Here is a 25,275-nt window from a genome sequence, read left to right as displayed (position 1 = left end):
TATAAAGCATTCGCAACTACAACAGAAATCCCAGCTTACAACCGTAGATTGTAAGAGGAAAATCACTGAAATCGGGTCGAATCTCCATCTTTTACGCGTTGTTACAAAGCCGCCATAACTTCTAGACGATTTCGTCATAAGTTTGCAGATTTGTAACAGGAATATCGTACATAGTTCACGAACTAATTTTCGTTCTGCGTTATTCTAGGTAGTAGAAAGACAGTTCGAAAGGAGATCAACAAAATGTTGGAAGAAGTCTTATTAGCGAGAATCCAATTCGCATCTACTACATTGTTCCATTTCATTTTCGTCCCTTTGTCCATCGGCCTAGCACTGATTATAGCGATCATGCAAACGATGTATGTAGTGAAGAAAGATGAAATCTACTTAAAAATGACGAAGTTCTGGAGTGTTTTCTTTCTGATCAACTTCGCGATTGGCGTAGTGACTGGAATCATTCAAGAGTTTCAATTTGGGATGAACTGGTCGGCTTACTCTAGATTTGTTGGAGACATCTTTGGTGCTCCACTAGCAGTTGAAGCTTTACTAGCATTTTTCTTAGAATCTACGTTTATCGGAATTTGGATCTTCGGTTGGAACAAGCTACCGAAGAAATTACATTTAGCTTGTATTTGGTTAGTATCTATCGGAACGGTCATGTCCGCATTTTGGATTTTGGCAGCTAACTCATTTATGCAAAATCCAACAGGTTATGTATTACAAAATGGCCGTGCGGAAATGAATGATGTGGTCGCCTTGCTGACAAATGAAAAATTATGGGTTGCGTTCCCGCATACGATTTTCGGAAGTTTTGCTACTGGTGCATTTTTCGTAGTCGGTGTTAGCGCATGGTATTTGATTAAAAAACGTAATGTAGACTTCTTTAAAAAGTCTCTGGCAATTTCATTAGTCATCGGTATGTTATCGGGTCTCGGAATTGCATTTACGGGTCACGCACAAGCTCAGTACTTGATGCATGCACAACCAATGAAGATGGCCGCGGCAGAAGCGCTATGGGAAGATAGTGGAGATCCGGCTGCATGGACATTGTTTGCAAAGATTGATGTGGAAAATCGAGAGACAACGAAACGAATTGATATACCTTATATGTTGAGCTATTTAACATACAGTGAGTTTAAAGGGAAAGTACAAGGTATGAACGCATTGGAACAACAAATGATTGAACAGCATGGGGAAGGGGAATATCTTCCACCTGTTAAGACGACTTTCTGGAGTTTCCGTATAATGGTGGTCACAGGCGGTACACTACTTGGGTTAGGTGCACTTGGTTTGTTCCTAATGTTCCGGAAGAAAATTGTTGAGTCCGTTTGGTTCTTACGACTTCTAGTAGTGGGTATCTTCCTACCGTTTATAGGGAATTCATTTGGTTGGATTATGTCTGAAATGGGACGACAGCCATGGGTAGTCAACGGTTTGATGAAAACGGCTGATGGTATTTCACCAAACGTTTCAGCAGGGCAGATTCTGTTTTCACTTATTTCCTTTTCTACCATCTATACGATCCTCGGTATCATCATGGTCGTATTGTTCGTGAAATTCATCCAGCGTGGTCCGGAAGAACAACCGGAAGAGGATGTATCAGCAACAGATCCGTTTGAAACAGGAGGTGCGGGACATGCCATTAAGTGATATTTGGTTTATATTGATCGCTGTCCTATTCATAGGGTTTATCTTCTTAGAAGGATTTGACTTCGGTGTCGGAATGAGTACGAAGTTCTTAGCACGTAATGATTTGGAAAAACGAGTTGTCATGAATACAATTGGACCCGTTTGGGATGCTAATGAAGTATGGCTGATTACTGCGGGTGGTGCGATGTTCGCTGCATTCCCACACTGGTATGCAACAGCATTTAGTGGTTTCTACTTACCGTTTGTTATTTTGTTGCTAGCCTTCATCATACGGGGCGTAGCATTCGAGTTTCGTAATAAGGTCGATTCGAAAGCTTGGGTCAAGACGTGGGACTGGGCAGTATTCATCGGTAGTATTTTACCGCCATTCCTATTTGGCGTGTTCTTCACGAGTTTAATTCGCGGATTACCGATTGATGGAGATATGAACATGTATGCAAGCTTTACTGATTTTGTAAATGTCTACACAGTTATTGGCGGTGTGACGTTTGTTCTGTTATCGTATCTGCATGGTTTGCTGTTCATCGGCTTAAAAACTGTAGGGGAGTTACGTGAGCGAGCAAATGCAACTGCACGTAAAGTGTATGCATTGACTGGTGTATTCCTCATATTGTTTATCATCTTTACGTATTTGGATACAGATGCCTTTGCAGATCATGGCGCTATTTTGATTCCAACGTATGGTCTGGCAGTTATATTGTACGGTTTACTGTTCTTCTTCTTGAAATCAAAACGAGAAGGACTGAGCTTTACGATGACTGGTTTAGTGTTAATCATTATCATGGCTAATTTTTTCATCGCGCTATTCCCGAATGTGATGATCAGTTCAATGGATCCTGCATTTAATATGTTGATTGCAGATGCGGCTTCAGGAGACTATTCATTGAAAATCATGACGATCGTAGCGTTTACTATGGTGCCAATCGTTTTGGCGTATACAATTTGGAGTTATTACGTGTTCCGTAAACGGTTGACAGGTGATAAGGAGCATCTAGAATACTAATGGATAAATACTTGCTTCAATACAAAGGAAGTAAACAAGTGATGGCATTGATTGGACTACTTACTGTAGTTCAGTCAATCGCCATTGTTATTCAAGCGATCTATTTAGCAAAAGCGATTACACAATTGTTCCAAGGTGCAGACTGGAGTGAAGCACTTCGGTCATTTGTGATTTTTGTCGTAGCAAACAGTGTACGTCATGTGATCCAATGGGCGAAGGAACGTATTTCGTATCGTTTTGCCGATCTAACAGCAAAGGATTATGAGCAACAATTACTGAAGAAAATCTTTGACCTTGGTCCTCAAGTAGTTGGAAAATATGGTTCTGGACACTTGGTAACACTTGGTTTGGAAGGTGTTCCGAAGTTCAGAAAGTATCTAGAATTGCTCATACCACGGACGTTAGCGATGGCTATTGTTCCTTTTGTCATTGTGGTATATGTCTTTACTTTAGATATCATGTCTGCTGTGACACTCATTATAGTTTTGCCGATTCTGATCATTTTCTTAATACTGATCGGATTGGTTTCTAAGAAGAAAATTGATGAACAGATGGATACGTACCGCTTACTTTCACGGCACTTTGTCGATTCATTACGGGGAATTGTGACACTGAAATACTTAGGGCGTAGCCGAGCACATGAGCAATCTATTGCTATAGTCAGTAATAAATATCGTATTGCAACGAATCGATCATTGCGCTACGCGTTTCTGTCTTCATTTTCATTGGATTTCTTTGCGAGTCTTTCCGTAGCGGTAGTGGCGGTTGAACTGGGTCTGCGATTGATTAATGGACAGATTCTTCTTGAACCGTCACTTGCTATTTTGATTTTGGCGCCAGAGTTTTTCTCGCCTGTTAGAGAGTTAGGGAATGACTTCCATGCGACAGCTGACGGCAAGGATGCAAGCTTACAAATCCACAGTATCTTAGAAGAGGAAACAGTTGTTCAGCCAGTGATGGTTTCGCCGATTGCTGCTTGGAACGACAAGTCAAAGATGGAGTTACGAAATGTCGAAGTCAAAATCGATGAACAAATGATTTTTGAAGGATTGGATTTAGAGTTACAAGGATTTACAAAAGTAGGCGTCATTGGTCACTCGGGAGCAGGAAAATCAACACTTATTGATGTCTTATCAGGTTTCACACTTCCGACTGATGGAAGTTGCATACTGGACGGACAAGTATTACCGCACTTAGCTATTGCTGATTGGCAAAAACAAATCGCTTATATTCCACAACATCCTACGATTTTTCCGGATACTGTTATCGGAAATATTCGCTTCTATGAACCAGATGCTACATTGCAGGAAGTACAAGATGCGGCGGAGCGGGTAGGTCTGGATCAGTTGATCGCAACGTTCCCGGCAGGTTATGAAGAACGGATCGGAGCAGGTGGAAGAGTTTTGAGTGGTGGAGAAGAACAACGGATTGCGCTAGCTCGTTCGTTACTGCAACGTCGTCAAATATTATTATTCGATGAGCCGACTGCACATTTGGATATTGAAACAGAGCATGAATTAAAGCAAATGATCTTACCGCTTCTCGAAGATAAACTCGTTGTGTTTGCTACGCATCGGATTCATTGGATGCAGGAAATGGATACCATTGTAGTACTTGAAAATGGTAAAGTGGTGGAAACAGGCTCTCACGAACAATTATTGCAGCGAGATGGAGCCTACTGTCGTTTACTTGAAGCGCGTGGAAGGGGGCATGCTGTATGAACTTGTACCAACAACATATACTTCCCTATGCCCGTAAATATAACAAAACCATACTATCTACTATACTTCTCGGAACACTGACTATTCTTTCGGCTGCGATGTTGACCTTCACATCAGGATATTTAATATCCCGTACATCGGAAAGGCCTGAAACGATATTACTCGTTTATATTCCGATCGTGGCAGTTCGGACATTCGGTATTTCGCGTGCAGCCTTACGATATGTAGAGCGTTTGCTTGGCCATAATGCCGTATTGAAAATTATTGCCGATATGCGGGTACAGCTATATCACGTACTGGAGCCGCAAGCATTATTCATTCGTTCACGTTTTCAAACGGGAGATTTACTTGGTGCACTAGCGGATGATATTGAACATTTACAGGATGTGTATATCCGTACGTTGTTTCCGACAGTCATTGGATTATTCTTATTCAGTTTCTCTGTGATTGTACTAGCTGTCTATGACTGGAAATTTGCGCTTATTATGGCTGTGTTACTAGCAATCGTGACGTTTATGTATCCTATGCTTTCACTCTATATGATGAAGAAAAACCAGCTGCAATCGAAAAAACTTCACAGTCAATTGTATAATACGATGACAGAAGGTGTTTTTGGTTTACGTGATTGGATCATAAGTGGCAGAAAAGAACAATTCCTTGCGTCATTTAAAGAAGAAAGTCATGCAAGCCATGCCATTGATAAAAAGCTGGCGTATTGGCAACAATCTCGGACGATGCAATTGCAAATTTTCTCGGGATTACTGGTCTTAGTCGTCGGAGTTTGGGCAGGACAGCAAGCCGCAGCAGGTTCGTTGGCACCTACGTATATCGCTGCATTTACATTGGTTACGTTGCCGATTTTAGAAGGCCTGATCCCAGTGTCATTCGCGATCGAACGTTTACCTGCTTATGAAGCTTCTTTGCAGAGGATTGATACTATTCATCAGCAAAACACTGCTGAGGAACAAATTGCAATAGAGCTAGGTAATATAGATGAAGTGTCTATAGTCCTCGACAATGTTAGTTATCGTTATGAAAGCCAGAAAGAAAATGCGGTACAGAATATCTCACTGACGATTCAACCAGGAGAAAAAGTTGCGGTACTTGGTAAGAGTGGTGCAGGAAAGTCCACTCTTATCCAGTTATTACTTGGAACCGTTCAACCGACAGACGGACAGGTACATGTCAATGAACAAGCTGCTTCACTCTATGGAGATTCTATATTTGAAATTATGAGCGTTTTGAATCAAAAGCCATACCTTTTCGCAACAACAGTTCAAAATAATATAAAACTTGGTGACGCATCTGCTACTTTCGAAGATGTGCAGCGGGTAGCTGAACAAGTTGGTTTATTTGAGTATTTGCAATCACTACCAGAAGGCTTGAAAACTCAAATGGAAGAAACAGGGCAACGATTCTCAGGTGGAGAGCGTCAACGGATTGCTTTGGCACGAATTTTATTGAAACAAACGCCAGTTGTCATTTTGGATGAGCCGACTGTCGGTTTGGATCCGGTGACAGAGCACTCTCTTGTAGAAACGCTTCATCACTCTCTAGAAGATAAAACGGTCGTATGGATCACACATCACTTAATGGGCATGGAAAAAATGGATCGTATTATTTTCATGGATGATGGGGAAGTCATTATGAACGGAACACATAAAGAATTATTAGCTACAAATGAAAGATATCAGCAGCTATATGCATTAGATCAAGGTATATAAACTTCTTGAATTACGGTGACTATCATGAACAAGTGAAAAAACGACGATGTCCTTTCTGTAACACAAAGGACATCGTCGTTTTAAATTCTAATATCGTGAAGGCAAAAGGCATTGTTAATAAACTATGCCTTTTGCTTTCATCTCACTATCGCTTAGAAAAAAGGTAGATGAATGAAATAGCCAAGTAACAAGCAAACTGTAGTCGAAACAATCACACCGGGTGTAGCAAACAACACATATCGTTTAACACTCATACCGCTCATCCCCGAAATATAGCAAATGAAATGGCGCATACCTGGAACAAAGTATCCAAATGTCACCGTCCACGAGCCGTAAGTCATAAACCATCGCTCGATCTTGTGCATACGATGGGGCGTAAGGAATAAGTGATTTCCAAAACGATGGATTAATGGTTTACCAAGTTTTCTGCCAATCATATAGGTGAACAATGTTCCGACCATGACTCCGGATAGTGTGAAAATGATTGTGAAGGCAAATTGAAACGTACCTGCTGAAGTTAAATAACCGGCGAATGCTACAAGCACTTCATCCGGCAAAGGAAGTCCAAAAATACCAAGAGCCAAAAATAAAAATATAGAAAGATAGCCATACTGCACTATATATTCTTGAAGATGTTCCATCAGAAAACCTCATCTACTTAAGATTGCCATTCTCCGATCCTATCACCAACTTGAACTTCCGTAAACGATATTTTTTCTGGCTTAAATACATCATTTTGTTCAATGAATAAAATAACAGTAGATCCAAATGCAAAATGACCAAAATCTTGCCCTTTTTCACAAGTAGTTTCAGAATTTGCAATGCGGACACTGTTTACATTTAAGGCGCCTACTTTGACGACAGCTACATGTCCGTAATCAGTCAAGAGTTCCGAAATGACCCTATGGTTAGAAGAAAATACATCGTTACGCATACGAATTCCTAAATCATTTACTGGATATGAAGTAGAACCTAATGCATAGCGATTTATTAACGTTCCAGAAATAGGATAATGGAAATGATGATAATGTCTAGGAGAAAGATAGAATAGATAATAATAGCCATTCGTATAGCGGGCAGCTTTTTCTGTGCCGCCAAGCAATGAAGCTAGACTGTATGTTTTATCTTTCACGCTAAATTGTTGTTGTGTATCTATAATGCCTGAGTCGCTCAAAACACCGTCAACTGGAGAGATTAAAGTCTTTTGATTACTATCAATTGGTCTCTTACCAGTCCGTAATGAACGGGTGAAAAAGTCATTGAGACTTTTATAATGTTCTATTGGGTATTCCGCTTCGTCTACTTGAATATGATAGAATGACGCAAAAGGCTTTATTAACGGTTTACTAATACGTGAGGTAGTGACTTGTTTAAGCAAAGCCGAACTGACCGGTGACCCAGTTAATTCAACAAATGATTTAAAAATACGTGTTTTCATCTTTTCTTCCTTTCATTTAAAGCATATACTAAAGAAGTGTACGAGGAGGTCGTAACTTGTTTTCATCTAGATATTTTAATTATACTAAACTAAAATCCCAGTTGGCGAATATCATAACACTTTTTAATTTAAGTTTAGGGATTATAGCGATATTACTTGTGCTTCAAGATCATGCACATATGAGTCTGATGTTCATATTTTTCGCAGCATTATTTGATCGGTTCGATGGAATGGTGGCCAGGCATTATCAGGCAGAGTCGGCATTTGGTAAAGAACTTGATTCACTCAGCGATTTAGTTTCATTCGGTGTAGCACCTGCTATTCTACTCTATGACACCGCGTTGTCTGATACGATGTGGATTGGTTTGTCCGCTGTAATTTTTTATATTTTGGCAGGCGCAGTCCGTTTAGCTCGCTATAACGTCGAAGAATTCGATGGCTCCTATTATGGCATGCCTATAACAGCAGCTGGTGTCTTGCTTACATTGAGTTACTTCGTAGTTCCGTATTTAATTGCACCTTACTTTGTGATTTATATGTGTATACTTGCATGGCTTATGGTCAGTCGTATTCGTATAGCGAAAGTGTGAAAAGTGTCTTGCAGAGAATTTTCTGTAAGGCTCTTTTCATTGTAGGAAGCTATCACTGACTCAGGAATTCTGTTATGCTTAAGGAAAACTAGAAGGAGTGGTCAGTATGTCAGGACCCGCATTAAGACAGCTTCATTCACATAAAGCCATTCATGAAGGTGGACTTTCTGGTGCCGTAATGAAAACAGATGATTTACTAGAATATGTAGAACAAGGTGAAACGGAAATGGTTCAGCAGGCTTGCGATCATTTACTAGATTATTGGAAGACGCGCGTGATCAGTCATGCGGATGCTGAAGAAGAAGGCTTTTATAAACAGGTAATGCAAGAGAAGCCAGAGCTTGCGCGAGACATTATCCAGCTTACACGCGACCACGATTTGATGCGAATCCTCGTTGCAGATATCGAGGCATTACGTGAGGAGGATCCAACCGTCACAACTGAAATTATGCAGAAATTCAACGGCTTAATCGTGGTGAATGAATTACATAGCAGAGAAGAAGAACGTTTATTATTTTAATAACAAAACTAGTAACTAAGGGAAGGTGGTGGCGATCATTCAAAATCCGTTAGATATATTGGAAAAGTATTTTGGTTATTCAGCGTTTCGAGAAGGGCAGCGGCGAGTTATTGATCAAGTACTACAAGGTGATGACTCACTTTGCGTCATGCCAACAGGTGGTGGTAAGTCTGTCTGTTATCAAGTACCTGCGCTAGCGATGGAAGGAACTGTTCTTGTCATTTCGCCGCTGATATCTTTGATGAAGGACCAAGTCGATGCATTGCATCAGTTGGGTATTCCAGCGGCATATATTAACAGTACATTATCATCGGAAGAATACTTTGGCACGATGGATAACGCGCTTGAAGGGAAATATAAACTATTATATGTGGCTCCAGAGCGATTGGATTCCGAATCCTTTCTTAATCAATTACAGCGGATGACGATTCCGCTAATTGCGATCGACGAAGCGCATTGTATTTCACAATGGGGACATGATTTCCGGCCGAGTTACCGAAATATCCATCGTATCTTTGATTATTTAAACAACCGGCCCATTGTTCTTGCACTAACCGCAACGGCTACACCCGAAGTACAGGATGATATATGCCAACAATTGCATATCCCGCCTGTAAGTCGCGTCGTAACTGGTTTCGAAAGAAGCAATTTGGTGTTCTCTGTAGTCAAAGGTCAAAATCGAGACCAATTCGTTAAAGAATATGTTCAGAAAAACAAAAATGAATCGGGCATTATTTATGCCGCTACTAGAAAAGCAGTGGAGCAAGTTTATTTATTACTTGAAAAAAGTGGTATCCCAGCTGCAAAGTATCATGCAGGGTTACCCATTGATGAACGCCAACAGCAACAAGACCGATTCATCATGGAAGATGCACGCGTGATGGTCGCAACTAACGCGTTCGGTATGGGAATCGATAAATCCAATATTCGCTACGTCATTCATTATCAAATGCCGAAGAATATGGAGAGTTATTATCAGGAAGCTGGAAGGGCAGGGCGTGACGGGCTCGACAGTGATTGTTATTTGTTATTCTCTTCGCAAGACGTCTTAACACAACGCTTCCTCATCGAACAGTCTCCCGAACCTTCCCGTGTATCGAATGAAATCAAGAAGATGCAAGTGATGGTAGATTACTGCCATACGGAAGGCTGTCTGCAAAAACATATCATCAAGTATTTCGGCGAAGATGATGTGGAAGATTGTGGTCGTTGCGGTAACTGTACCGACACGCGCGAACAGTTTGATGTAACAGTGGATACGCAAAAAGTGCTTTCCTGTGTTATTCGTATGGGGCAACGCTTCGGTAAGACGATGGTAGCGCAAGTGCTGACAGGATCGAGAAATAAGAAGCTCAAAGAATTGAACTTTGATGAGCTTTCGACATATGGTTTGATGAAAGGGCGCAATGCCAAAGACGTGGCAGATTTTATCGAATTTTTGATTTCAAAGAATTACCTACAAGTTGAAAGTGGACCGTATCCAACTATTTTCGTCAGTGAAGATGGGAAAGATGTCTTACTAGGAAAAGTAAAAGTCTGGCGTAAAGGCGAGATGGTGACAACTATCGTCGCTAAGGACGATCCGTTATTCAACGAACTACGAGCGATGCGCTTGAAACTGGCGCAAGAAGCTGGTGTCCCACCATTCGTTATTTTCTCGGACAAGACATTACGAGATATGGTAGCGAAAATGCCTGCTACTAATGAAGAGTTATTAACCGTGCAAGGGATAGGCGAAACAAAGCTTGAACGTTACGGGGAAGTATTCCTTGAGATTATCGATTCATTTTCAACGCAGCAAGCGTAAATAGGAAACATCACAGGAAGTCGTTGCTTTTCGACTCCTTGTGATGTCTTTTTTAATTTTAAGACTATGATAATGAAGTAAAAAGGCTAGGAGTGGTGTTGGGTTTGGGATTGGCGGTAGGGAGGACTGCTTTCCTGCGGGGTCTCAAGGCTCATGCTATTCCCGCGGGAGTCTCCACTCCGTAGCGCCAATCCCTTGCAGTGTAAGAAGATAATACTTTTTATTGCATATTGAAATAAGTGTTTTAATGAATTTTGAACTTCTAGATTTGAATTTAAATAAGTTAAGATAAAATAATAATTCACACGCTACCTTCATTGAGTGATACAAGTATCTCCACTATCAATGTAGGATGGAAGCGGAAGTTGGGGGCGACTCCCGATGGATCAGCCCGATCAGGTGAGACAACCAAAGAGAGCAAAGCGAACTGGTTGGCTCACCGCGGGCCCATGGGAAAGCGTCCCCCAACTGGAGCTTCCATCCCTTCGTACTAACTAAGTAACTCACTTTTTCCCCGCGCTTGCTTTTGAACTTAACGAGTTTAAAAATCACTTATTAATCGACAATCTCCATATAAAAAGGTATGCCCATTAAAGTCAAATGACTTCAACAGACATACCTTTTTTATCCTATTTACTGTGCAGAGCGTTGACCCTCGAATGGACGAGTATCTTTTCGCAAACCGATTAATGTAAAAATGGCTGCGATCAACAAAATCGCACTTGCAAGCATAAAGGCATGATGGAATTCCAAGTCCAATATACCAATAGCGCTAGATCCTACTACCACGCCAAACGAGAAGAATGCATAGAAGAATCCGTACGCTTTCCCTCTTGTTTCGGGTTCTGTGGAATCAATAAGCAATGAGTTAATAGAAGGGAACAGGAATGCAAATCCGGTTCCATAGACGACCATCGCCAACATCATCAATGATAGTTCGTCAACTAGTGATAAGAACAACATACTGCCACTCATCAAAATCAAGCCGATTGCCAATGTGACCATCGGACGAGCGATATCAAAAATACGATTGATCGGCAAAACGAAAATCAACACAGCAACTAAACCGAAAACACTTAGCAGCATGCCTGTCGTTTTTGCATCAAACTGAAGGTACTCGACCTTTAGTGGGAGTACTAAGGCCAACACGCCTTGTGAAAACATCAGGAAGAACGCCCCAAGAAAAGCTCGTATGATACCTGGGTGGCGGAAAAACGCTAACGGCTTGACTGCTTTTTGTTTCGCTGTCTTTACTTTTCTTACGTATGTAAACGAACGTAAAAAAATAACGGCGCCAATTGTTAGCAGAACCATGAAGACCCCATTGATGGCCATGATGGTCACAACGCTTGTCTTAACGGAAACGATCCCACTATAAGCAGGTCCGAAAATGGCAGCAAGTCCGACAAACGCACCTGAGATCGCAGCATTTCTACCACGCTTGGAACGTTCGGAACCGTTAGCTAGAAACGTGAAGGCAGCTGGAATGATCAAACCTTCCGTTAAGCCGTGCACAAAACGAATGCCAATTAATGATCCTGAACCAGAAATCAATCCATATGAGAACAACGACAAAGCGGATGTGAACAAACCAAATAATAGAATATAGAATGGTCCTCTACGATCTGTCAAAATACCTGAAATGATATTACCGAAAATATTCGCAAACGAGTAAATACCGACCGATAATCCGACGATAAAAGCAGAAGCGCCGAGACCTGTAGCGAACGGACTCATGATCGGTAACTGTGAAAATAAATCAAAGAACGAGAAGAAAACAATTAGATAGACAAAAAAGCGCATAAAAGATCCTCACTTTACAAAAAATTCAACTCCTATCTATTTTAACATGAAACTTTTCGAATAGAACCGAACTGCTCAAAGATAAATATTCGCAATCTATCATCCTTCACGGTAAAATGAAAAACGTAAACAACAAAGCATAAGGGGATGAGTGATCTTGACGAAAGAAATTCGAGTAGGTATCGCTGGTTACGGTAATTTAGGGCGTGGAGTAGAGTCAGCAATCAGTCAAAATAAAGATATGACATTAGTTGGTGTATTCACGCGCAGAGAGCCAAAAGACGTACAATTACTTTCAGAGCAAGTACCTGTTCATAAGCTGGATGAAATAGAATCATTTAAAGATGATATTGATGTCTTGATTTTATGCGGTGGTTCTAAAAATGATTTGCCAGAACAAGGGCCAGCCCTTGCGAAACACTTTACAACGGTAGATAGCTTCGACACGCATGCCAAGATTCCAGAGTATTTCGCGGCAGTTGATGAAGTAGCTAAAGAGGCAGGAACAACAGCTATCATTTCTGTCGGATGGGATCCGGGTTTATTTTCGATCAATCGTTTAATGGGTGAATCCATTTTGCCAGAAGGTGAAACGTATACGTTCTGGGGTAAAGGATTAAGTCAAGGTCACTCCGATGCAGTGCGTCGTGTTGACGGCGTGAAAGCAGGCGTTCAGTACACATTGCCAGCTGAAGATGCGATCAATCGTGTGCGTAACGGTGAGCACCCTGAGCTTTCGACAAAAGATAAACATACACGTGAATGTTATGTCGTTCTTGAAGAAGGAGCTAGTGCAGATCAAGTACGTGAAACGATTGTTACGATGCCTGATTACTTCGCAGATTACGATACGATTGTTCATTTTATTACGGAAGAAGAACTTCGTCTAGACCATGCGAAAATGCCACATGGCGGTTTCGTCATTCGCAGTGGCAACACGGGTAAACACACAGATCAAGTCATAGAGTTCTCACTTAAATTAGATAGCAATCCCGAATTCACATCAAGTGTCCTAGTCGCATATGCAAGAGCGGCTTATAAATTGCAGCAAAAAGGCGATACTGGAGCGAAAACAGTTTATGACATCGCACCCGGCTTGTTATCACCTAAATCACCTGCAGTTATTCGTAAAGAATTACTGTAATACCTGGTAAATTATTTTGGAATGTAGAATGAGGAGGCAGAATCTTTTATGAAACTGGATGAGACATTAGAGATGCTAAAAGATTTAACAGATGCACGAGGAATTCCGGGCAATGAGCGCGAAGCACGAGACGTCATGACGAAGCACATCAAACCCTATGCAGATGAAATCGATCATGACGGACTCGGTTCACTGATTGCTAGCAAAGAAGGCGATGCAAACGGGCCGAAGATCATGATTGCAGGACACTTGGATGAAGTAGGCTTCATGTTGACACGAATCGATGATAAAGGCTTCATATATTTTCAGACAGTAGGTGGCTGGTGGTCACAAGTTATGCTGGCACAACGCGTTTCCATCGTGACACGTTCAGGTGAGACGATTACAGGCGTAATTGGTTCAAAGCCGCCACATATTCTGCCGCCTGAAGCTCGCAAGAAACCTGTCGATATTAAAGACATGTTCATTGACGTAGGCGCAGAGTCAAAAGAAGAAGTTCTGTCATGGGGCATTCTTCCAGGTGATATGATCGTGCCTTACTTCGAATTCACTGTTATGAAAAATGAAAATTACTTACTGGCAAAAGCATGGGATAATCGGATCGGCTGTGCCATCGCCATTGAAGTGATGAAGCGGTTGAAAGATGAAAAGCATCCGAACCGTTTGTATAGTGTTGGTGCGATTCAAGAAGAGGTTGGTTTGCGTGGAGCGAAAACCGCAACGAATAAAATTCAACCGGATATTGGCTTCGCGGTTGACGTAGGTATTGCAGGGGATACACCGGGTATTACAGCAAAAGAATCTGTTGGTACAATGGGTGAAGGTCCACAGATCTTGTTGTATGACGCTTCAATGGTATCTCATAGAGGATTACGCAATTTCGTAGTCGATACAGCAGAAGAGCTTAATATTCCGTATCAATTCGCAACGATGTCCGGTGGCGGAACGGACGGTGGGTCAATCCACGTGAGCGGAACAGGGATCCCCACATTGGCTATCTGTATTCCAACTAGGTACATCCACAGTCATGCGGCAATGCTTCACCGTCAAGACTTTGAGAATACAGTGAAACTGTTAGTTGAAATTGTTAAGCGTTTGGACGCAGATGCAGTGAAAAACATTACATTTGAATAAATTATACGATCACTCAGCGGTGCCGAAAAAGCATCGCTGTTTTTTAATGAAATAATATGATAAGTTATAAAAATTCATTTGACTTCATAAATATACAATTGTATACTAGTTTATACACACTTCAAATGGATGGTAGGGGATTAATAAATGGTAAAGACAAATCAAACAACTACAAGTATAGACAAAGATAGCTTAAAAGGACGCGACTTTTTAACATTACTCGATTATTCTAGTGAGGAAATTGCGTATCTTATACAACTAGCATATGACATGAAGCAAGATACATTGGCCGGTAAGAAGCCGGACATCTTGGCAGGTAAGACACTCGGCATGATTTTTGAGAAGAACTCCACTCGTACACGTATTTCATTCGAAGTGGGCATGATTCAATTGGGCGGACATGGTCTGTTCATGAATGCGCGAGATTTGCAGATTGGACGCGGGGAATCTGTTTCAGATACTGGGAAAGTATTATCCGAGTTTCTAGACGGTGTGATGATCCGTGCGAAATCTCATAAAATGGTGGAAGAGTTGGCAGAACATACTTCAGTTCCAATCATAAACGGATTGACTGATCTATTTCACCCGTGCCAAGCGATGGCAGATTTACTTACAATCAAAGAAGTGAAAGGCGATTTGAAAGGCTTAAAACTCTCCTATATTGGAGACGGCAACAACGTAGCACATTCATTAGTCATTGCTGGTGCGCATATGGGCATGCACGTTTCTGTGGCGACACCTAAAGGCTATGAATACCACTCAGGCTTGTTTGAAAAAGCAAAGAAAATTGCCGAGTCAAATGGTGGAAGCGTGACGTCAACGTATGATCCGGTTGAGTCTGCCACAGATGCAGATGCAATTTATACGGATGTTTGGACAAGTATGGGGCAAGAAGAAGAAGCAGCGAAGCGTTTAGTCGATTTTAAAGATTTCCAAATTAATGACCAATTAGTCGGTCATGCAAAGAAAGATTATGTGTTCTTGCATTGTCTTCCAGCACACCGTGAAGAAGAAGTATCGACTTCTGTGATCGACGGTAATAACTCGTATGTATTCCAGCAAGCCGGAAATCGTCTGCATGCGCAAAAAGCGATCCTTGCATCGTTACTATAATAAATCATTCAACTGCTTTCCATTTTATTTGGATAGCAGTTTTTTTATGGTCTGCTATCTTTCGTTTGATATACTGAATGGAATCGAAATAGGGGAGGAAAATAGTTGATTACATATTTGCTTGTATTTCTTGCCGGTGCAGCACCGGGATTTGAAGTTTTAGTGGCGGTTCCTTTAGGGATTCTACGTGGTATGTCCCTAGCGACAGCTGTTATGGTTGGTTTTGCAGGAAACGCTTTAACTATAGTGCTGGAAATTTTAGTTTTTCAGAAATTAAAAAAATGGTGGGAAAGTAAGAAGAAAACCGACGTGAAAACATCTTCAAAGCGTACAGCCCGTGCGGAGAAAATTTGGACACGCTATGGTGTTCCAGGTCTAGCTTTGCTTGGACCTGTTTTGATTGGCTCCCATCTGGCGGCGTTCCTAGCACTTGCCCTAGGCTCATCTAAATCACAGACCGCCATCTGGTTGTTGCTAAGTCTAGCTATCTGGTCAATTGTATTTGGTACACTAACCGTTCTCGGAGTAGATGCATTCTTTTGGACACGTCAAAAAGTGGGATAAGCGATATACTACCGATTTATGTAGACAGAATAGTTAGACAACGTATATACTATATTCAGAAAGTAACGTTAGTAAGTATTCATAGAGTAATTTGTTTGCGCATAGAGTACATCCTGAGAATCATTCCATCTGCGCATTGATTTCATTGAAATGAATAGTACATGCTTTGAAACGTGCACGACGGATTGATAATTTGACTTCTAACGAAAGAGGAGCGGATGGATATGATGCAAACACCACTAATTCTATCTACATTTATCACACGGGCAGAACGGTTTTTTCCGAATAAGATGGTCATTTCACGAACAGGAGAACAGCGCATACAGCGTTTTACGTATCGTGAATGGGCAAAGAGAACGCGGAAACTATCGAATGCACTGACGCAGCTAGGCATGGAGCATGGTACGAAAGTTGGCACATTTGCATGGAACCATCACCGGCATTTAGAAGCTTATTTCGCGGTCCCTTGTACGGGTGCAATCCTTCATATGATCAACATTCGCTTATCGCCTGAACATATTATGTATATTATCAATCACGCAGAAGATGAAATTTTGCTAGTGGATGCAGAGTTTTTCCCTCATCTTGAAAAAATGGCGCCGATGCTAAAGACGGTAAAACATTTTGTGATTATGGGCGACAGTAAAGATATACCTGAGACTACATTAGAAAATGTGCATTCCTATGAAGCGCTTTTAGAAAGTGCGTCAGATGAGTACGATTATCCACAAGACTTGGATGAAAATACTCCAGCGGGTCTGTGCTACACATCAGCTACTACAGGATTACCGAAAGGCGTTATATATACGCATAGAGGATTGGTTCTGCAAAGTTACGCACTTGGATTATCGGATGCAATGGGTGTGTGTGAACGGGATATTGCCATGTCTGTTGTACCGATGTTTCATGTTAATGCATGGGGAATTCCTTTCGCCGGCGTTTTCTATGGCACGACACAAGTCTTGCCAGGTCCAGGGTTTAATCCAGCCGTTCTACTCGATTTAATTGAAAGTGAAAAGGTGACAATTACTGCAGGCGTTCCGACGATTTGGCTCGCTGTACTGAAAGAATTGGAGCAGAATCCACGAGATATATCTTCACTGCGTGGTATTGTTTGTGGCGGCTCTGCTTCGCCAAAAGGCTTAATTCGTACATTTGAAGAGAAATACAAAGTTCCATTCATTGTCGGCTATGGCATGACGGAAACTTCGCCGCTTGTCAGTTTATCAGTGCTAACATCTTCCATGGATAATTTGACGACAGATGAGAGAATCGATGTGCGTGCGTTGCAAGGGTTGGTTATGCCTGGACTCGATATTCGTGTAGTCAATGAAAACGGAGAGGTACCATGGGACGGTGAAACGATGGGTGAGTTGACTGTCAGAGGCCCGTGGATTGCTAGTGAATATTATAAAGATGAGCGAACGGAAGAAGCTTTTAAAGATGGTTGGCTGTATACAGGAGATATTGCGGTGATGACAGAGGACGGCTATCTGAAGTTGACGGATCGAACGAAGGATCTGATCAAGAGTGGTGGCGAATGGATTTCTTCTGTTGATTTGGAGAACGCGTTGATGTCACATGATGATGTGTATGAGGCAGCGGTGATCGCAGTTCCGCATGAAAAGTGGATGGAGCGCCCGTTGGCTTGTGTCGTGTTGAATGAGAATGTGGCAGAGGATGACGCGAAAGTGCAGGAGTTGAAAGATTCGCTAAAGGTGCAGTTTGCGAGTTGGTGGATTCCGGATGAGATTTTGTTTGTCAAGGAGATTCCAAAGACGTCTGTCGGGAAGTTTTTGAAAGCGGCTTTACGGGATCAGTTGAAGGAGCATTATACGAAGAAGTAAGTAAAGATTAGTGAGACTGGATAGGGAAAGGCGCCGTTGATCGACGTTTCAGGCGGACGCTTTCCCGAGGGCGTGGCTTGAGCCTCCTCGTCACTAGCGTTCCTGCGGGGTCTCAAGGCACACGCTGATCCTCCGGGAGTCGCCGCCTTACACTTACGATCAACTAGTTTAGTTTTCTTTATGTGTGATTATAATTAGATAAAACAAAAACAAAAACAAAAACAAAAAATCAAAAGCCCTTCACTAAATTATAGAAGTGAAGGGCTTTTGTTTAATTTATCTTTATCTTTATTGTGCTTGTGCGAATGCTTCGGATAGTTCGTTGGTGATTTCTGCTTTTTCTGTTTCGTCTGCGCGTTTCCATAGTTGCTCGAAAAACACACCTAATCCTGGTAATAGATGTTCTTCGCCTCGTTGTATGGCATCGTCGATAACACCTCGTACGTCAGTGGAGCTATTGTTTGTCATGTTTGCTGAGATGGCATCGCGTATTTGGAAATTCATGTTCTTCAGCCTCCTTTATTCTCATCTTTTCCACAAAAGTCGCTAAATATACGCTGATTTGATACACTAAAAAGAAAAAAGGATGTTCAGCCTCTTGAATAAACGAATTGAATCAACTCAGAACTCATTAGTGAAACATTGGAAGAAATTAGTTACGACTCGAAAGGAACGAGATCAGACGAAAGAGTTTCTTGTGGAAGGTTTCCATCTTGTCGAAGAAGCTATTAAACAGCCGGATTTAGTTATTCAATTACTTGTACGCGAGGATATTGAAATTCCGACACATTGGACTGCGCCGATTATTGAACTGACAACTGCAGTTGCAAAAGAAATTTCTGAAACAGAGCAGACACAAGGTGTTTTTGCTTATTGTAGACAGCCTCAATACGAAGAAACAGATCAACATCAGTGGAAGCGAGTGTTGCTAATTGACGCTGTACAGGATCCGGGGAATATCGGTACGATGATCCGTACTGCAGACGCAGCAGGTTTAGATGCGGTAATTTTAGGGAAGGGATGTGCGGATCCATTTAATCCAAAAACGGTTCGCTCTGCGCAAGGTTCTCATTTCCATATTCCTGTTGTACGTGAAGAGTTGACAGTGTGGATAGATCGTTTAAAAGCCAATCAAGTCCCGATTATCGGCACAGGTTTACAGCAAGCTGTTTCTCTTAACGAATTAGAGGCACAAACTTCATTTGCACTGCTTGTAGGGAATGAAGGAAGTGGTGTTGATAGTGAATTATTATCCCAAGCTGATCATGTAGTGAAAATTCCGTTATACGGTCAGGCTGAATCACTGAATGTGGCAGTTGCGACAGGTATTTTGCTGTACACACTTCGACAGCAATGACATCTCTATTGAAGGCGTAATCGATTTACGGTATACTAGAAAGCGAATGAAAGAAAACAGCAATGACCGGGAAAAGTAAATGGTGAGATGCGTTATCAGGGATTTCACACCTTGACTGAAAGTGTGAAAAACGATGCTCCATTGAAGTTCACCCCGCGAGCTGCACGCTTGGACCAGACATGTAAAGGCGTGCCGGCATAGGACCGTTATTCCAATTTAAGTGATTTTGCATCGTCGTTTTTTGATGCAAACTAATCAGGGTGGTACCGCGAAATCGACCTCGTCCCTTTTATAGGGGCGAGTTTTTTTGTTTTCCGGAAAGTTTAGCTACGTAACCGCCAAATAGAGAGAGGAGCAAGTAAACATGAAAGAACAGTTGCATGAACTGAAAGAACAGGTAATGCTGAAAATCAAAGAATCCCATACTGTCAAAGAATTGAATGATGTGCGCGTAGCGTATCTCGGGAAAAAAGGTCCGATTACCGACCTACTAAAAGGGATGGGTAAACTTCCCGCTGAAGAACGTCCGAAGATGGGGGCGCTCGTCAATGAAATCCGTGAAAGTGTAACGGCAATCCTTGAGGAACGTAAAGAAATCCTCGAACAGCAAGCAATCCAAGAACAATTGGAAAATGAATCGATTGATGTTACATTACCAGGCCGTCCAGTAGAACTTGGTAATCATCATCCTTTAACACGAGTAGTAGAGGAAATTGAAGACTTTTTCATTAGTATGGGCTATGAAATCGCAGAAGGACCCGAAGTAGAAAAGGATTATTACAACTTCGAAGCGTTGAACTTGCCTAAAGGTCACCCAGCTCGAGATATGCAAGATTCTTTCTATATTACAGAGGACATCTTATTGCGCACACATACATCTCCTGTCCAAGCTCGTACGATGGAAGCAAAAGATGGAGCTGCAATCAAAATCATTTGTCCGGGTAAAGTATACCGCCGAGACTCGGATGATGCGACGCACTCTCATCAATTTACACAAATCGAAGGACTTGTTGTTGGCGAAAACATTCGCATGAGCGACTTGAAAGGTACACTTGATTTACTGGCAAAGAAATTATTCGGTGCTGAGCGTGAAATTCGTTTGCGTCCAAGTTTCTTCCCATTCACAGAGCCTTCAGTTGAAATGGATATTTCTTGTTTCAAATGTGGCGGATCAGGTTGTAACGTGTGTAAGAAAACAGGCTGGATCGAAATTTTAGGAGCAGGTATGGTCCATCCAAACGTTTTGGAAATGGCTGGCTACAACCCGGAAGAAGTCACAGGATTTGCATTCGGCATGGGGCCGGAAAGAATTGCGATGTTAAAATACGGAGTGGAAGATATTCGTCATTTCTATACAAATGACATTCGGTTTATTTCACAATTCCACCGGTCAGAGGCATAAGGAGGAATATTGATGTTAGTATCAACAAATTGGTTAAGTAATTACGTAGATTGGAATGAACTTTCCATAGAAGAACTGGCAGAAAAAATCACTCGTGCCGGAATAGAAGTAGACGGTATTATTGATCGTTCATTCGGTATGGATCATATCGTCATTGGACACGTAAAAAGCTGTGTAAAACATCCTGAAGCAGATAAATTACATATTTGTCAAGTCGATGTAGGTGGAGAGATTTCACAAATTATTTGTGGAGCTCCAAATATCGCAGAGGGACAAAATGTTATTGTCGCACGTCCGGGAGCTGTGTTGCCTGGTGGAATGAAAATTAAGAAAGCGAAACTTCGTGGCGAAGAGTCTAACGGCATGATCTGTTCACTGCAAGAACTCGGTATAGAAGGAAAGTTGGTTCCCAAAGCGTATGCAGAAGGAATCTATGTGTTACCAAATGATGTGCGTGCTGGAGATAGCGCATTGACGCATCTTGGATTATACGATCGTATTTTGGAATTTGATTTAACACCAAACCGATCTGATGCACTGAGTATGCTCGGTGTTGCGTATGAAGTAGGGGCAATATTATCGAAAGATATTAAACTGCCGGAAATTTCTTATTCAGCATCTACTGAGAAAGCACAAGATTTGTTGAAGCTTTCCGTAGAAGCAGCTGAAGACAATCCTATGTACGTGGCAAAAGTAGTGAAAAACGTAAAAGTTGCGGAATCACCTCAGTGGTTGCAAAACACGTTAATGTCTGCTGGTATCCGACCGCATAATAACGTGGTTGATATCACGAACTATGTATTGATGGAATATGGTCAGCCTCTTCATGCATTCGACTATGACCGTCTCGAAACGAAAGAGATCGTCGTGCGTCATGCCCGTGAAGGCGAAAAGATGGTGACACTTGATCAAGTAGAACGTACTTTACATGATCATCAACTAGTCATAACGAATGGCAAAGAGCCGGTTGCACTAGCGGGTGTAATGGGCGGCGCTAATTCAGAAGTGTATGAAGGTACTACAACTGTTGTCATTGAGTCAGCTTATTTCGCACCAGGTTCTGTTCGTCAAACATCTAAAGAAGTAGGCCTACGCAGTGATGCGAGCACACGTTTTGAAAAAGGTGTCGATCCGAATCGTGTAGCAGAAGCAGCAGAGAGAGCGGCTCAATTGATGGCTGAACTTGCTGGTGGAGAAGTTCTTGAAGGATCCGTTACGTTCGACGAACTCGACAAAACATCTGAGAAAATCATTCTTTCACCGGACTATGTAAATAATCGTCTAGGTATGAAGATTGCTATGGATGAAATGAAAACGATTATGGACCGTTTGCAGATCCCGACGGAATTAATCAACGGCCAACTCGTGATGGATATCCCGACACGACGTCAAGATTTGAAAATCAAAGAAGACATAATTGAAGAAATCGCGCGTCTATATGGTTATGATGAAATCCCAAAAACGTTGCCGATCGTAGAAAGTACACCAGGCGGTTTGACTCCTTATCAGGCGAAGCGTCGCATTGTCCGCAGATATCTTGAAGCGGCAGGTCTATCTCAAGCTCTGACGTATTCATTGGCTTCACCGAAAGATGCGCAAGCTTTCGCACTGGAGACAGCTCCTGTAACGAAATTGCTTATGCCGATGAGTGAAGAGCGCAGTGTTCTTCGTCAAAGCATAATTCCGCACCTTCTTGATGCTGCAACGTATAACGTGGCTCGTCGGAATGATTCGATTGCACTTTACGAAACGGGATCAGTTTTCCTAGGTATCGAAGAAGACGGTTTGCCAAAAGAAGTAGAACATGTTGCAGCAGTCTTGACTGGCAAATGGGTTCATCATGCATGGCAAGGCGAAACGAAAAAAGTCGACTTCTTCGTCATGAAGGGAATTGTAGAAGGATTATTTGAGCAGTTAGGTTTGCTTGAACGACTGCAATTCACAAAAGCGACAGTGGATCAAATGCACCCAGGTCGTACGGCGACAGTATGGTTAGACGATCAGTCAGTAGGGATCATAGGTCAAGTGCATCCAACTGTTCAAAATCAGCGGGACTTGCAGGAAACGTATGTCATGGAAATGAACTTGCAGTCTATTATGCAAGCTGCGACCGAAGAGCTGTTGTATGAAGCCGTTCCTCGCTATCCTTCCATCTCTCGTGATATTGCCTTAGTTGTGGATCGAGACACATCTGCTGCGAACTTGGAGAAGATTATCCAGCAAGCAGGCGGTAAATTACTGAAGAAAGTTCAGTTGTTTGATTTATACGAAGGAAAGAACGTAGAAGAAGGAACAAAATCTGTTGCGTTCTCTCTGACCTACTTCGATCCTGAGCGTACGTTGACGGATGAAGACGTCGTCAAGGCGCATAGTAAAGTATTGGACGCGTTAACTGTACAAGCGAACGCACAACTCCGATCATAATAAATAAGCAGGCTACCTATCAGTTTTCTGACGGGTAGCCTGCTTTATTTTACTGCAGTCACATTATTTTTTATAAGCGAGTTTCAATGCCTTTTGTGTATTGGCAAAATGCACTTTCGTAATGGTTTGTAGAAATGGCTCTCCCTTTTTACGGATGAGCTGACAAGCTACTTGGTCAACTTTGGGGCCAGCACCTTTAGGCAATGTTACACCCGCATTACTGCTTAATTGATCCATTGCTTCAAGGAAAGCGACGCGAGCTAGTATAGAGGCTGTAGCTACCGATACATGTAGGTTTTCAGCTTTTGTCGAAAAAAGTACTTTGTCTCGAATGATACTAGATTCATCCTTTAGATAATTATAGTAGACACGTCGCTCCGCAAACTGGTCAATAAGAATATGTTCCGGTAAAACGGGATGCATCTGGTCCAGTACTTCCTGAAGTGCTTGGTTATGAAGAATAGCCTTAATCTTACCTTGCGACCATCCTCTGCTTTGAATTTCATTGTATTTGACGTTATCAAGCGTCAGGACGGAGTGGGTTACAACTTGTTTCAAATCCTCTGCGATTTGTTGCATGTACGCATCTGTAAGTTGTTTGGAATCTTTTACTCCCAGTTCTTTTACCAATTCGATCTGGTCACTACTAACATAACAGGCGGCTACAGTAATGGGACCGAAGAAATCGCCAGTACCTGTCTCATCCGAACCGAGAACGGATAACGATGCGAAGTTTGCTGGTAATGTATCTCCTTTTGCTCCAGACGGCGTCACTTTCGTTACTGTACCTATAGTCCCCCAGCGTGCAGCCTCTCTGTCTGCGCCTGCTCCTTGAAACAACACTTTACCTGACCGGTAAGCGGTAATGGAGGTGTCAGCAATCTTGGCTGCGAAGATGACACCTGGTGCATTACGGGTGACTTTATTTGTTTCATAGAAGCGAACAACTTCCGGCATTTCTTTTTCAGACAGGACGATGACCTGATTACTCATTTATTTACACACTCCTTGAAATGATCTATTCCTCAGTATACCTGAAACTAGAGTTTCAAATGAAAGATAATGTCTGAAATTCTAACCTAGTGTCAGTTTGAGGCATAATTGATTCACAAGTAATTGATTTTCATGGTATGATTATGAGAGGGTTTTTAGAGGGAGGGCATAAAAATGGCGGACAATAAAAAAGCAAGAGTGACAGTTGATATCTACGGACAAACATATACGGTTGTTGGTACGGAACCATCTTCACATGTGCGTTATGTAGCCTCGCTCGTTGATGAAAAAATGCGCGAAATCAGTAAGCATAATCGACATCTCGACAGTAAAAGAATTGCTGTCCTGACGGCGGTAAATAATGTGCATGAATTTCTAAAACTACAAGAAAGAGTAAAAGAATTAGAAGATGAAGTGAAAAAATTGAAGGGTTGAGGGGCAAAATATGATAGATTTACTCATTATTTTACTGCTTGTAGGCGGTCTAATTGCAGGCTTTAGGCGCGGATTCATCGTACAGCTCATCCATATGTTAGGATTGATTGTATCGGTAATCGTGGCGTATAAATTCTACAAGCCATTTGCAGAAAAATTAATATTATGGATACCTTATCCAGGGGCGACTGCAGCAGATACACTGAGCTGGTCGTTTGAAAACTTGGATATGGATATGACGTTTTACCGATTGATTGCATTTATTTTGATTTTTGTCGGAATGAAGCTGATTTTGCAATTAGTTGGTTCCATGCTGGACTTTATCAAGCATATTCCAATTCTTGGTTTCGGCGCACGTCTGATTGGCGCAGGACTGGGCTTTATTGAATTCTACGTTATCATCTTTTTCGTATTATCTTTACTTGCGATGCTTCCTGTTGAAGTCATTCAAAACTCATTAGGTCATTCATTGCTGGCAAAAGCAATGTTCGAACACACGCCAATTATTTCCTCGGCAATAAAAAATTGGTGGTTCGTTTATATAGGCTAACGCTTGTAAATAATGTACTGTACATATGAACCAAAAGCTTCCCGAACGCGTGGAAG

22 protein-coding genes and 1 other annotated feature are annotated in these 25,275 nt (G+C 41.8%); of the genes, 17 read left to right on the top strand and 5 right to left on the bottom strand.

The window, feature by feature from the left end; genetic code table 11:
• Positions 1 to 246: 246 nt before the first annotated feature.
• The 4 genes from CSV72_RS05155 to cydC are packed head-to-tail and all read left to right on the top strand — an operon-like array spanning position 247 to position 6,098.
• A complete protein-coding gene (locus CSV72_RS05155) occupies positions 247 to 1,650 on the top strand; it encodes a cytochrome ubiquinol oxidase subunit I (RefSeq protein WP_099677506.1) in 1,404 nt (467 codons plus the stop codon).
• Entirely contained in the window at positions 1,637 to 2,653 is a 1,017-nt protein-coding gene (cydB, locus tag CSV72_RS05150) for a cytochrome d ubiquinol oxidase subunit II (protein WP_099677421.1), read from the top strand. The genes CSV72_RS05155 and cydB overlap by 14 nt, the downstream gene beginning before the upstream one ends.
• Positions 2,653 to 4,374: a thiol reductant ABC exporter subunit CydD gene (gene cydD, locus CSV72_RS05145; protein WP_099677420.1), complete on the top strand. Its 1,722-nt coding sequence runs from the start codon at positions 2,653 to 2,655 to the stop codon at positions 4,372 to 4,374. Before cydB ends, cydD begins: the two co-directional genes overlap by 1 nt.
• Positions 4,371 to 6,098, top strand: a complete 1,728-nt coding sequence (gene cydC / locus CSV72_RS05140) for a thiol reductant ABC exporter subunit CydC (protein WP_099677419.1) — start codon at positions 4,371 to 4,373, stop codon at positions 6,096 to 6,098. The genes cydD and cydC overlap by 4 nt, the downstream gene beginning before the upstream one ends.
• Before the next feature lie 152 nt (positions 6,099 to 6,250).
• Here the strand turns inward: cydC and CSV72_RS05135 are convergent, their stop codons facing one another.
• Positions 6,251 to 6,739: a DedA family protein gene (locus CSV72_RS05135; protein WP_099677418.1), complete on the bottom strand. Its 489-nt coding sequence runs from the start codon at positions 6,737 to 6,739 to the stop codon at positions 6,251 to 6,253.
• A 17-nt stretch (positions 6,740 to 6,756) separates the two neighbouring features.
• A complete protein-coding gene (asd, locus tag CSV72_RS05130) occupies positions 6,757 to 7,536 on the bottom strand; it encodes an archaetidylserine decarboxylase (RefSeq protein WP_099677417.1) in 780 nt (259 codons plus the stop codon).
• A 56-nt stretch (positions 7,537 to 7,592) separates the two neighbouring features.
• Between asd and pssA the strand changes: the two genes are divergently transcribed.
• From pssA to recQ, 3 genes are all read left to right on the top strand, one after another.
• Complete coding sequence (gene pssA, locus CSV72_RS05125; protein ID WP_099677416.1) at positions 7,593 to 8,126, top strand: CDP-diacylglycerol--serine O-phosphatidyltransferase; 534 nt, start codon at positions 7,593 to 7,595, stop codon at positions 8,124 to 8,126.
• A gap of 106 nt (positions 8,127 to 8,232) precedes the next feature.
• The gene (locus tag CSV72_RS05120) at positions 8,233 to 8,646 is read left to right on the top strand and encodes a hemerythrin domain-containing protein (RefSeq protein ID WP_099677415.1); all 414 of its coding nucleotides are present in this window, start codon (positions 8,233 to 8,235) and stop codon (positions 8,644 to 8,646) included.
• A 34-nt stretch (positions 8,647 to 8,680) separates the two neighbouring features.
• Positions 8,681 to 10,453 carry a DNA helicase RecQ gene (gene recQ / locus CSV72_RS05115; RefSeq protein ID WP_099677505.1) on the top strand — a complete coding sequence of 591 codons (1,773 nt, stop codon included), beginning with the start codon at positions 8,681 to 8,683 and terminating at the stop codon, positions 10,451 to 10,453.
• Between the two features lie 633 nt (positions 10,454 to 11,086).
• On the opposite strand, the gene CSV72_RS05110 is transcribed toward recQ, so the two are convergent.
• Positions 11,087 to 12,256 carry an MFS transporter gene (locus CSV72_RS05110; protein ID WP_099677414.1) on the bottom strand — a complete coding sequence of 390 codons (1,170 nt, stop codon included), beginning with the start codon at positions 12,254 to 12,256 and terminating at the stop codon, positions 11,087 to 11,089.
• A gap of 157 nt (positions 12,257 to 12,413) precedes the next feature.
• On the opposite strand from CSV72_RS05110, the gene CSV72_RS05105 reads away from it, so the two are divergent.
• The 5 genes from CSV72_RS05105 to CSV72_RS05085 all read left to right on the top strand — a co-directional run bounded on the left by CSV72_RS05105 (position 12,414) and on the right by CSV72_RS05085 (position 18,058).
• Positions 12,414 to 13,400 carry a diaminopimelate dehydrogenase gene (locus CSV72_RS05105; protein WP_099677413.1) on the top strand — a complete coding sequence of 329 codons (987 nt, stop codon included), beginning with the start codon at positions 12,414 to 12,416 and terminating at the stop codon, positions 13,398 to 13,400.
• Between the two features lie 48 nt (positions 13,401 to 13,448).
• Positions 13,449 to 14,534, top strand: coding sequence for a M42 family metallopeptidase (locus tag CSV72_RS05100; RefSeq protein WP_099677412.1), 1,086 nt, complete (start codon positions 13,449 to 13,451; stop codon positions 14,532 to 14,534).
• A 147-nt stretch (positions 14,535 to 14,681) separates the two neighbouring features.
• The gene (gene argF / locus CSV72_RS05095) at positions 14,682 to 15,647 is read left to right on the top strand and encodes an ornithine carbamoyltransferase (protein ID WP_099677411.1); all 966 of its coding nucleotides are present in this window, start codon (positions 14,682 to 14,684) and stop codon (positions 15,645 to 15,647) included.
• Between the two features lie 105 nt (positions 15,648 to 15,752).
• Positions 15,753 to 16,211 (top strand): small multi-drug export protein, encoded by a 459-nt coding sequence (locus CSV72_RS05090; RefSeq protein ID WP_099677410.1) that lies wholly within the window; start codon positions 15,753 to 15,755, stop codon positions 16,209 to 16,211.
• Positions 16,212 to 16,435: 224 nt separating this feature from the next.
• Positions 16,436 to 18,058 (top strand): long-chain fatty acid--CoA ligase, encoded by a 1,623-nt coding sequence (locus tag CSV72_RS05085; protein ID WP_099677504.1) that lies wholly within the window; start codon positions 16,436 to 16,438, stop codon positions 18,056 to 18,058.
• Between the two features lie 288 nt (positions 18,059 to 18,346).
• On the opposite strand, the gene sspI is transcribed toward CSV72_RS05085, so the two are convergent.
• On the bottom strand, positions 18,347 to 18,562 hold the full coding sequence (gene sspI / locus CSV72_RS05080) for a small acid-soluble spore protein SspI (protein WP_099632866.1): 216 nt from the start codon (positions 18,560 to 18,562) through the stop codon (positions 18,347 to 18,349).
• Between the two features lie 82 nt (positions 18,563 to 18,644).
• Here sspI and CSV72_RS05075 point away from each other — a divergent pair, with 82 nt between their 5' ends.
• From CSV72_RS05075 to pheT, 3 genes are all read left to right on the top strand, one after another.
• Positions 18,645 to 19,415 (top strand): TrmH family RNA methyltransferase, encoded by a 771-nt coding sequence (locus tag CSV72_RS05075; RefSeq protein ID WP_099677409.1) that lies wholly within the window; start codon positions 18,645 to 18,647, stop codon positions 19,413 to 19,415.
• 53 nt (positions 19,416 to 19,468) lie between these two features.
• Positions 19,469 to 19,706, top strand: a binding site (T-box leader).
• 73 nt (positions 19,707 to 19,779) lie between these two features.
• Entirely contained in the window at positions 19,780 to 20,817 is a 1,038-nt protein-coding gene (gene pheS, locus CSV72_RS05070; protein ID WP_099677408.1) for a phenylalanine--tRNA ligase subunit alpha, read from the top strand.
• 12 nt (positions 20,818 to 20,829) lie between these two features.
• Positions 20,830 to 23,241, top strand: coding sequence for a phenylalanine--tRNA ligase subunit beta (pheT, locus tag CSV72_RS05065; protein WP_099677407.1), 2,412 nt, complete (start codon positions 20,830 to 20,832; stop codon positions 23,239 to 23,241).
• 63 nt (positions 23,242 to 23,304) lie between these two features.
• Here pheT and rnhC read toward each other — a convergent pair whose 3' ends face one another.
• Entirely contained in the window at positions 23,305 to 24,234 is a 930-nt protein-coding gene (gene rnhC / locus CSV72_RS05060; protein WP_099677406.1) for a ribonuclease HIII, read from the bottom strand.
• A 174-nt stretch (positions 24,235 to 24,408) separates the two neighbouring features.
• Here rnhC and zapA point away from each other — a divergent pair, with 174 nt between their 5' ends.
• Both zapA and CSV72_RS05050 read left to right on the top strand, forming a co-directional pair.
• Complete coding sequence (gene zapA, locus CSV72_RS05055) at positions 24,409 to 24,669, top strand: cell division protein ZapA (RefSeq protein ID WP_099677405.1); 261 nt, start codon at positions 24,409 to 24,411, stop codon at positions 24,667 to 24,669.
• A gap of 10 nt (positions 24,670 to 24,679) precedes the next feature.
• On the top strand, positions 24,680 to 25,219 hold the full coding sequence (locus tag CSV72_RS05050; RefSeq protein WP_099677404.1) for a CvpA family protein: 540 nt from the start codon (positions 24,680 to 24,682) through the stop codon (positions 25,217 to 25,219).
• Positions 25,220 to 25,275 lie beyond the last annotated feature (56 nt).

The organism is Sporosarcina sp. P20a (genome assembly GCF_002743175.1).
Lineage (GTDB): Bacteria > Bacillota > Bacilli > Bacillales_A > Planococcaceae > Sporosarcina.
Note: the sequence above shows the minus strand (reverse complement) of the source record. Positions and strands in the feature narration are given on the sequence as shown.

Excerpts from the sequence above, each read along its gene's own strand:
- cydB (WP_099677421.1), top strand. The coding sequence starts at position 1,637 with ATGCCATTAAGTGATATTTGGTTTATATTGATCGCTGTCCTATTCATA.
- cydD (WP_099677420.1), top strand. The coding sequence starts at position 2,653 with ATGGATAAATACTTGCTTCAATACAAAGGAAGTAAACAAGTGATGGCA.
- cydC (WP_099677419.1), top strand. The coding sequence starts at position 4,371 with ATGAACTTGTACCAACAACATATACTTCCCTATGCCCGTAAATATAAC.
- CSV72_RS05135 (WP_099677418.1), bottom strand. The coding sequence starts at position 6,739 with ATGGAACATCTTCAAGAATATATAGTGCAGTATGGCTATCTTTCTATA.
- asd (WP_099677417.1), bottom strand. The coding sequence starts at position 7,536 with ATGAAAACACGTATTTTTAAATCATTTGTTGAATTAACTGGGTCACCG.
- CSV72_RS05120 (WP_099677415.1), top strand. The coding sequence starts at position 8,233 with ATGTCAGGACCCGCATTAAGACAGCTTCATTCACATAAAGCCATTCAT.
- CSV72_RS05110 (WP_099677414.1), bottom strand. The coding sequence starts at position 12,256 with ATGCGCTTTTTTGTCTATCTAATTGTTTTCTTCTCGTTCTTTGATTTA.
- CSV72_RS05100 (WP_099677412.1), top strand. The coding sequence starts at position 13,449 with ATGAAACTGGATGAGACATTAGAGATGCTAAAAGATTTAACAGATGCA.
- argF (WP_099677411.1), top strand. The coding sequence starts at position 14,682 with ATGGTAAAGACAAATCAAACAACTACAAGTATAGACAAAGATAGCTTA.
- CSV72_RS05085 (WP_099677504.1), top strand. The coding sequence starts at position 16,436 with ATGATGCAAACACCACTAATTCTATCTACATTTATCACACGGGCAGAA.
- sspI (WP_099632866.1), bottom strand. The coding sequence starts at position 18,562 with ATGAATTTCCAAATACGCGATGCCATCTCAGCAAACATGACAAACAAT.
- CSV72_RS05075 (WP_099677409.1), top strand. The coding sequence starts at position 18,645 with ATGTTCAGCCTCTTGAATAAACGAATTGAATCAACTCAGAACTCATTA.
- pheS (WP_099677408.1), top strand. The coding sequence starts at position 19,780 with ATGAAAGAACAGTTGCATGAACTGAAAGAACAGGTAATGCTGAAAATC.
- pheT (WP_099677407.1), top strand. The coding sequence starts at position 20,830 with ATGTTAGTATCAACAAATTGGTTAAGTAATTACGTAGATTGGAATGAA.
- rnhC (WP_099677406.1), bottom strand. The coding sequence starts at position 24,234 with ATGAGTAATCAGGTCATCGTCCTGTCTGAAAAAGAAATGCCGGAAGTT.
- zapA (WP_099677405.1), top strand. The coding sequence starts at position 24,409 with ATGGCGGACAATAAAAAAGCAAGAGTGACAGTTGATATCTACGGACAA.
- CSV72_RS05050 (WP_099677404.1), top strand. The coding sequence starts at position 24,680 with ATGATAGATTTACTCATTATTTTACTGCTTGTAGGCGGTCTAATTGCA.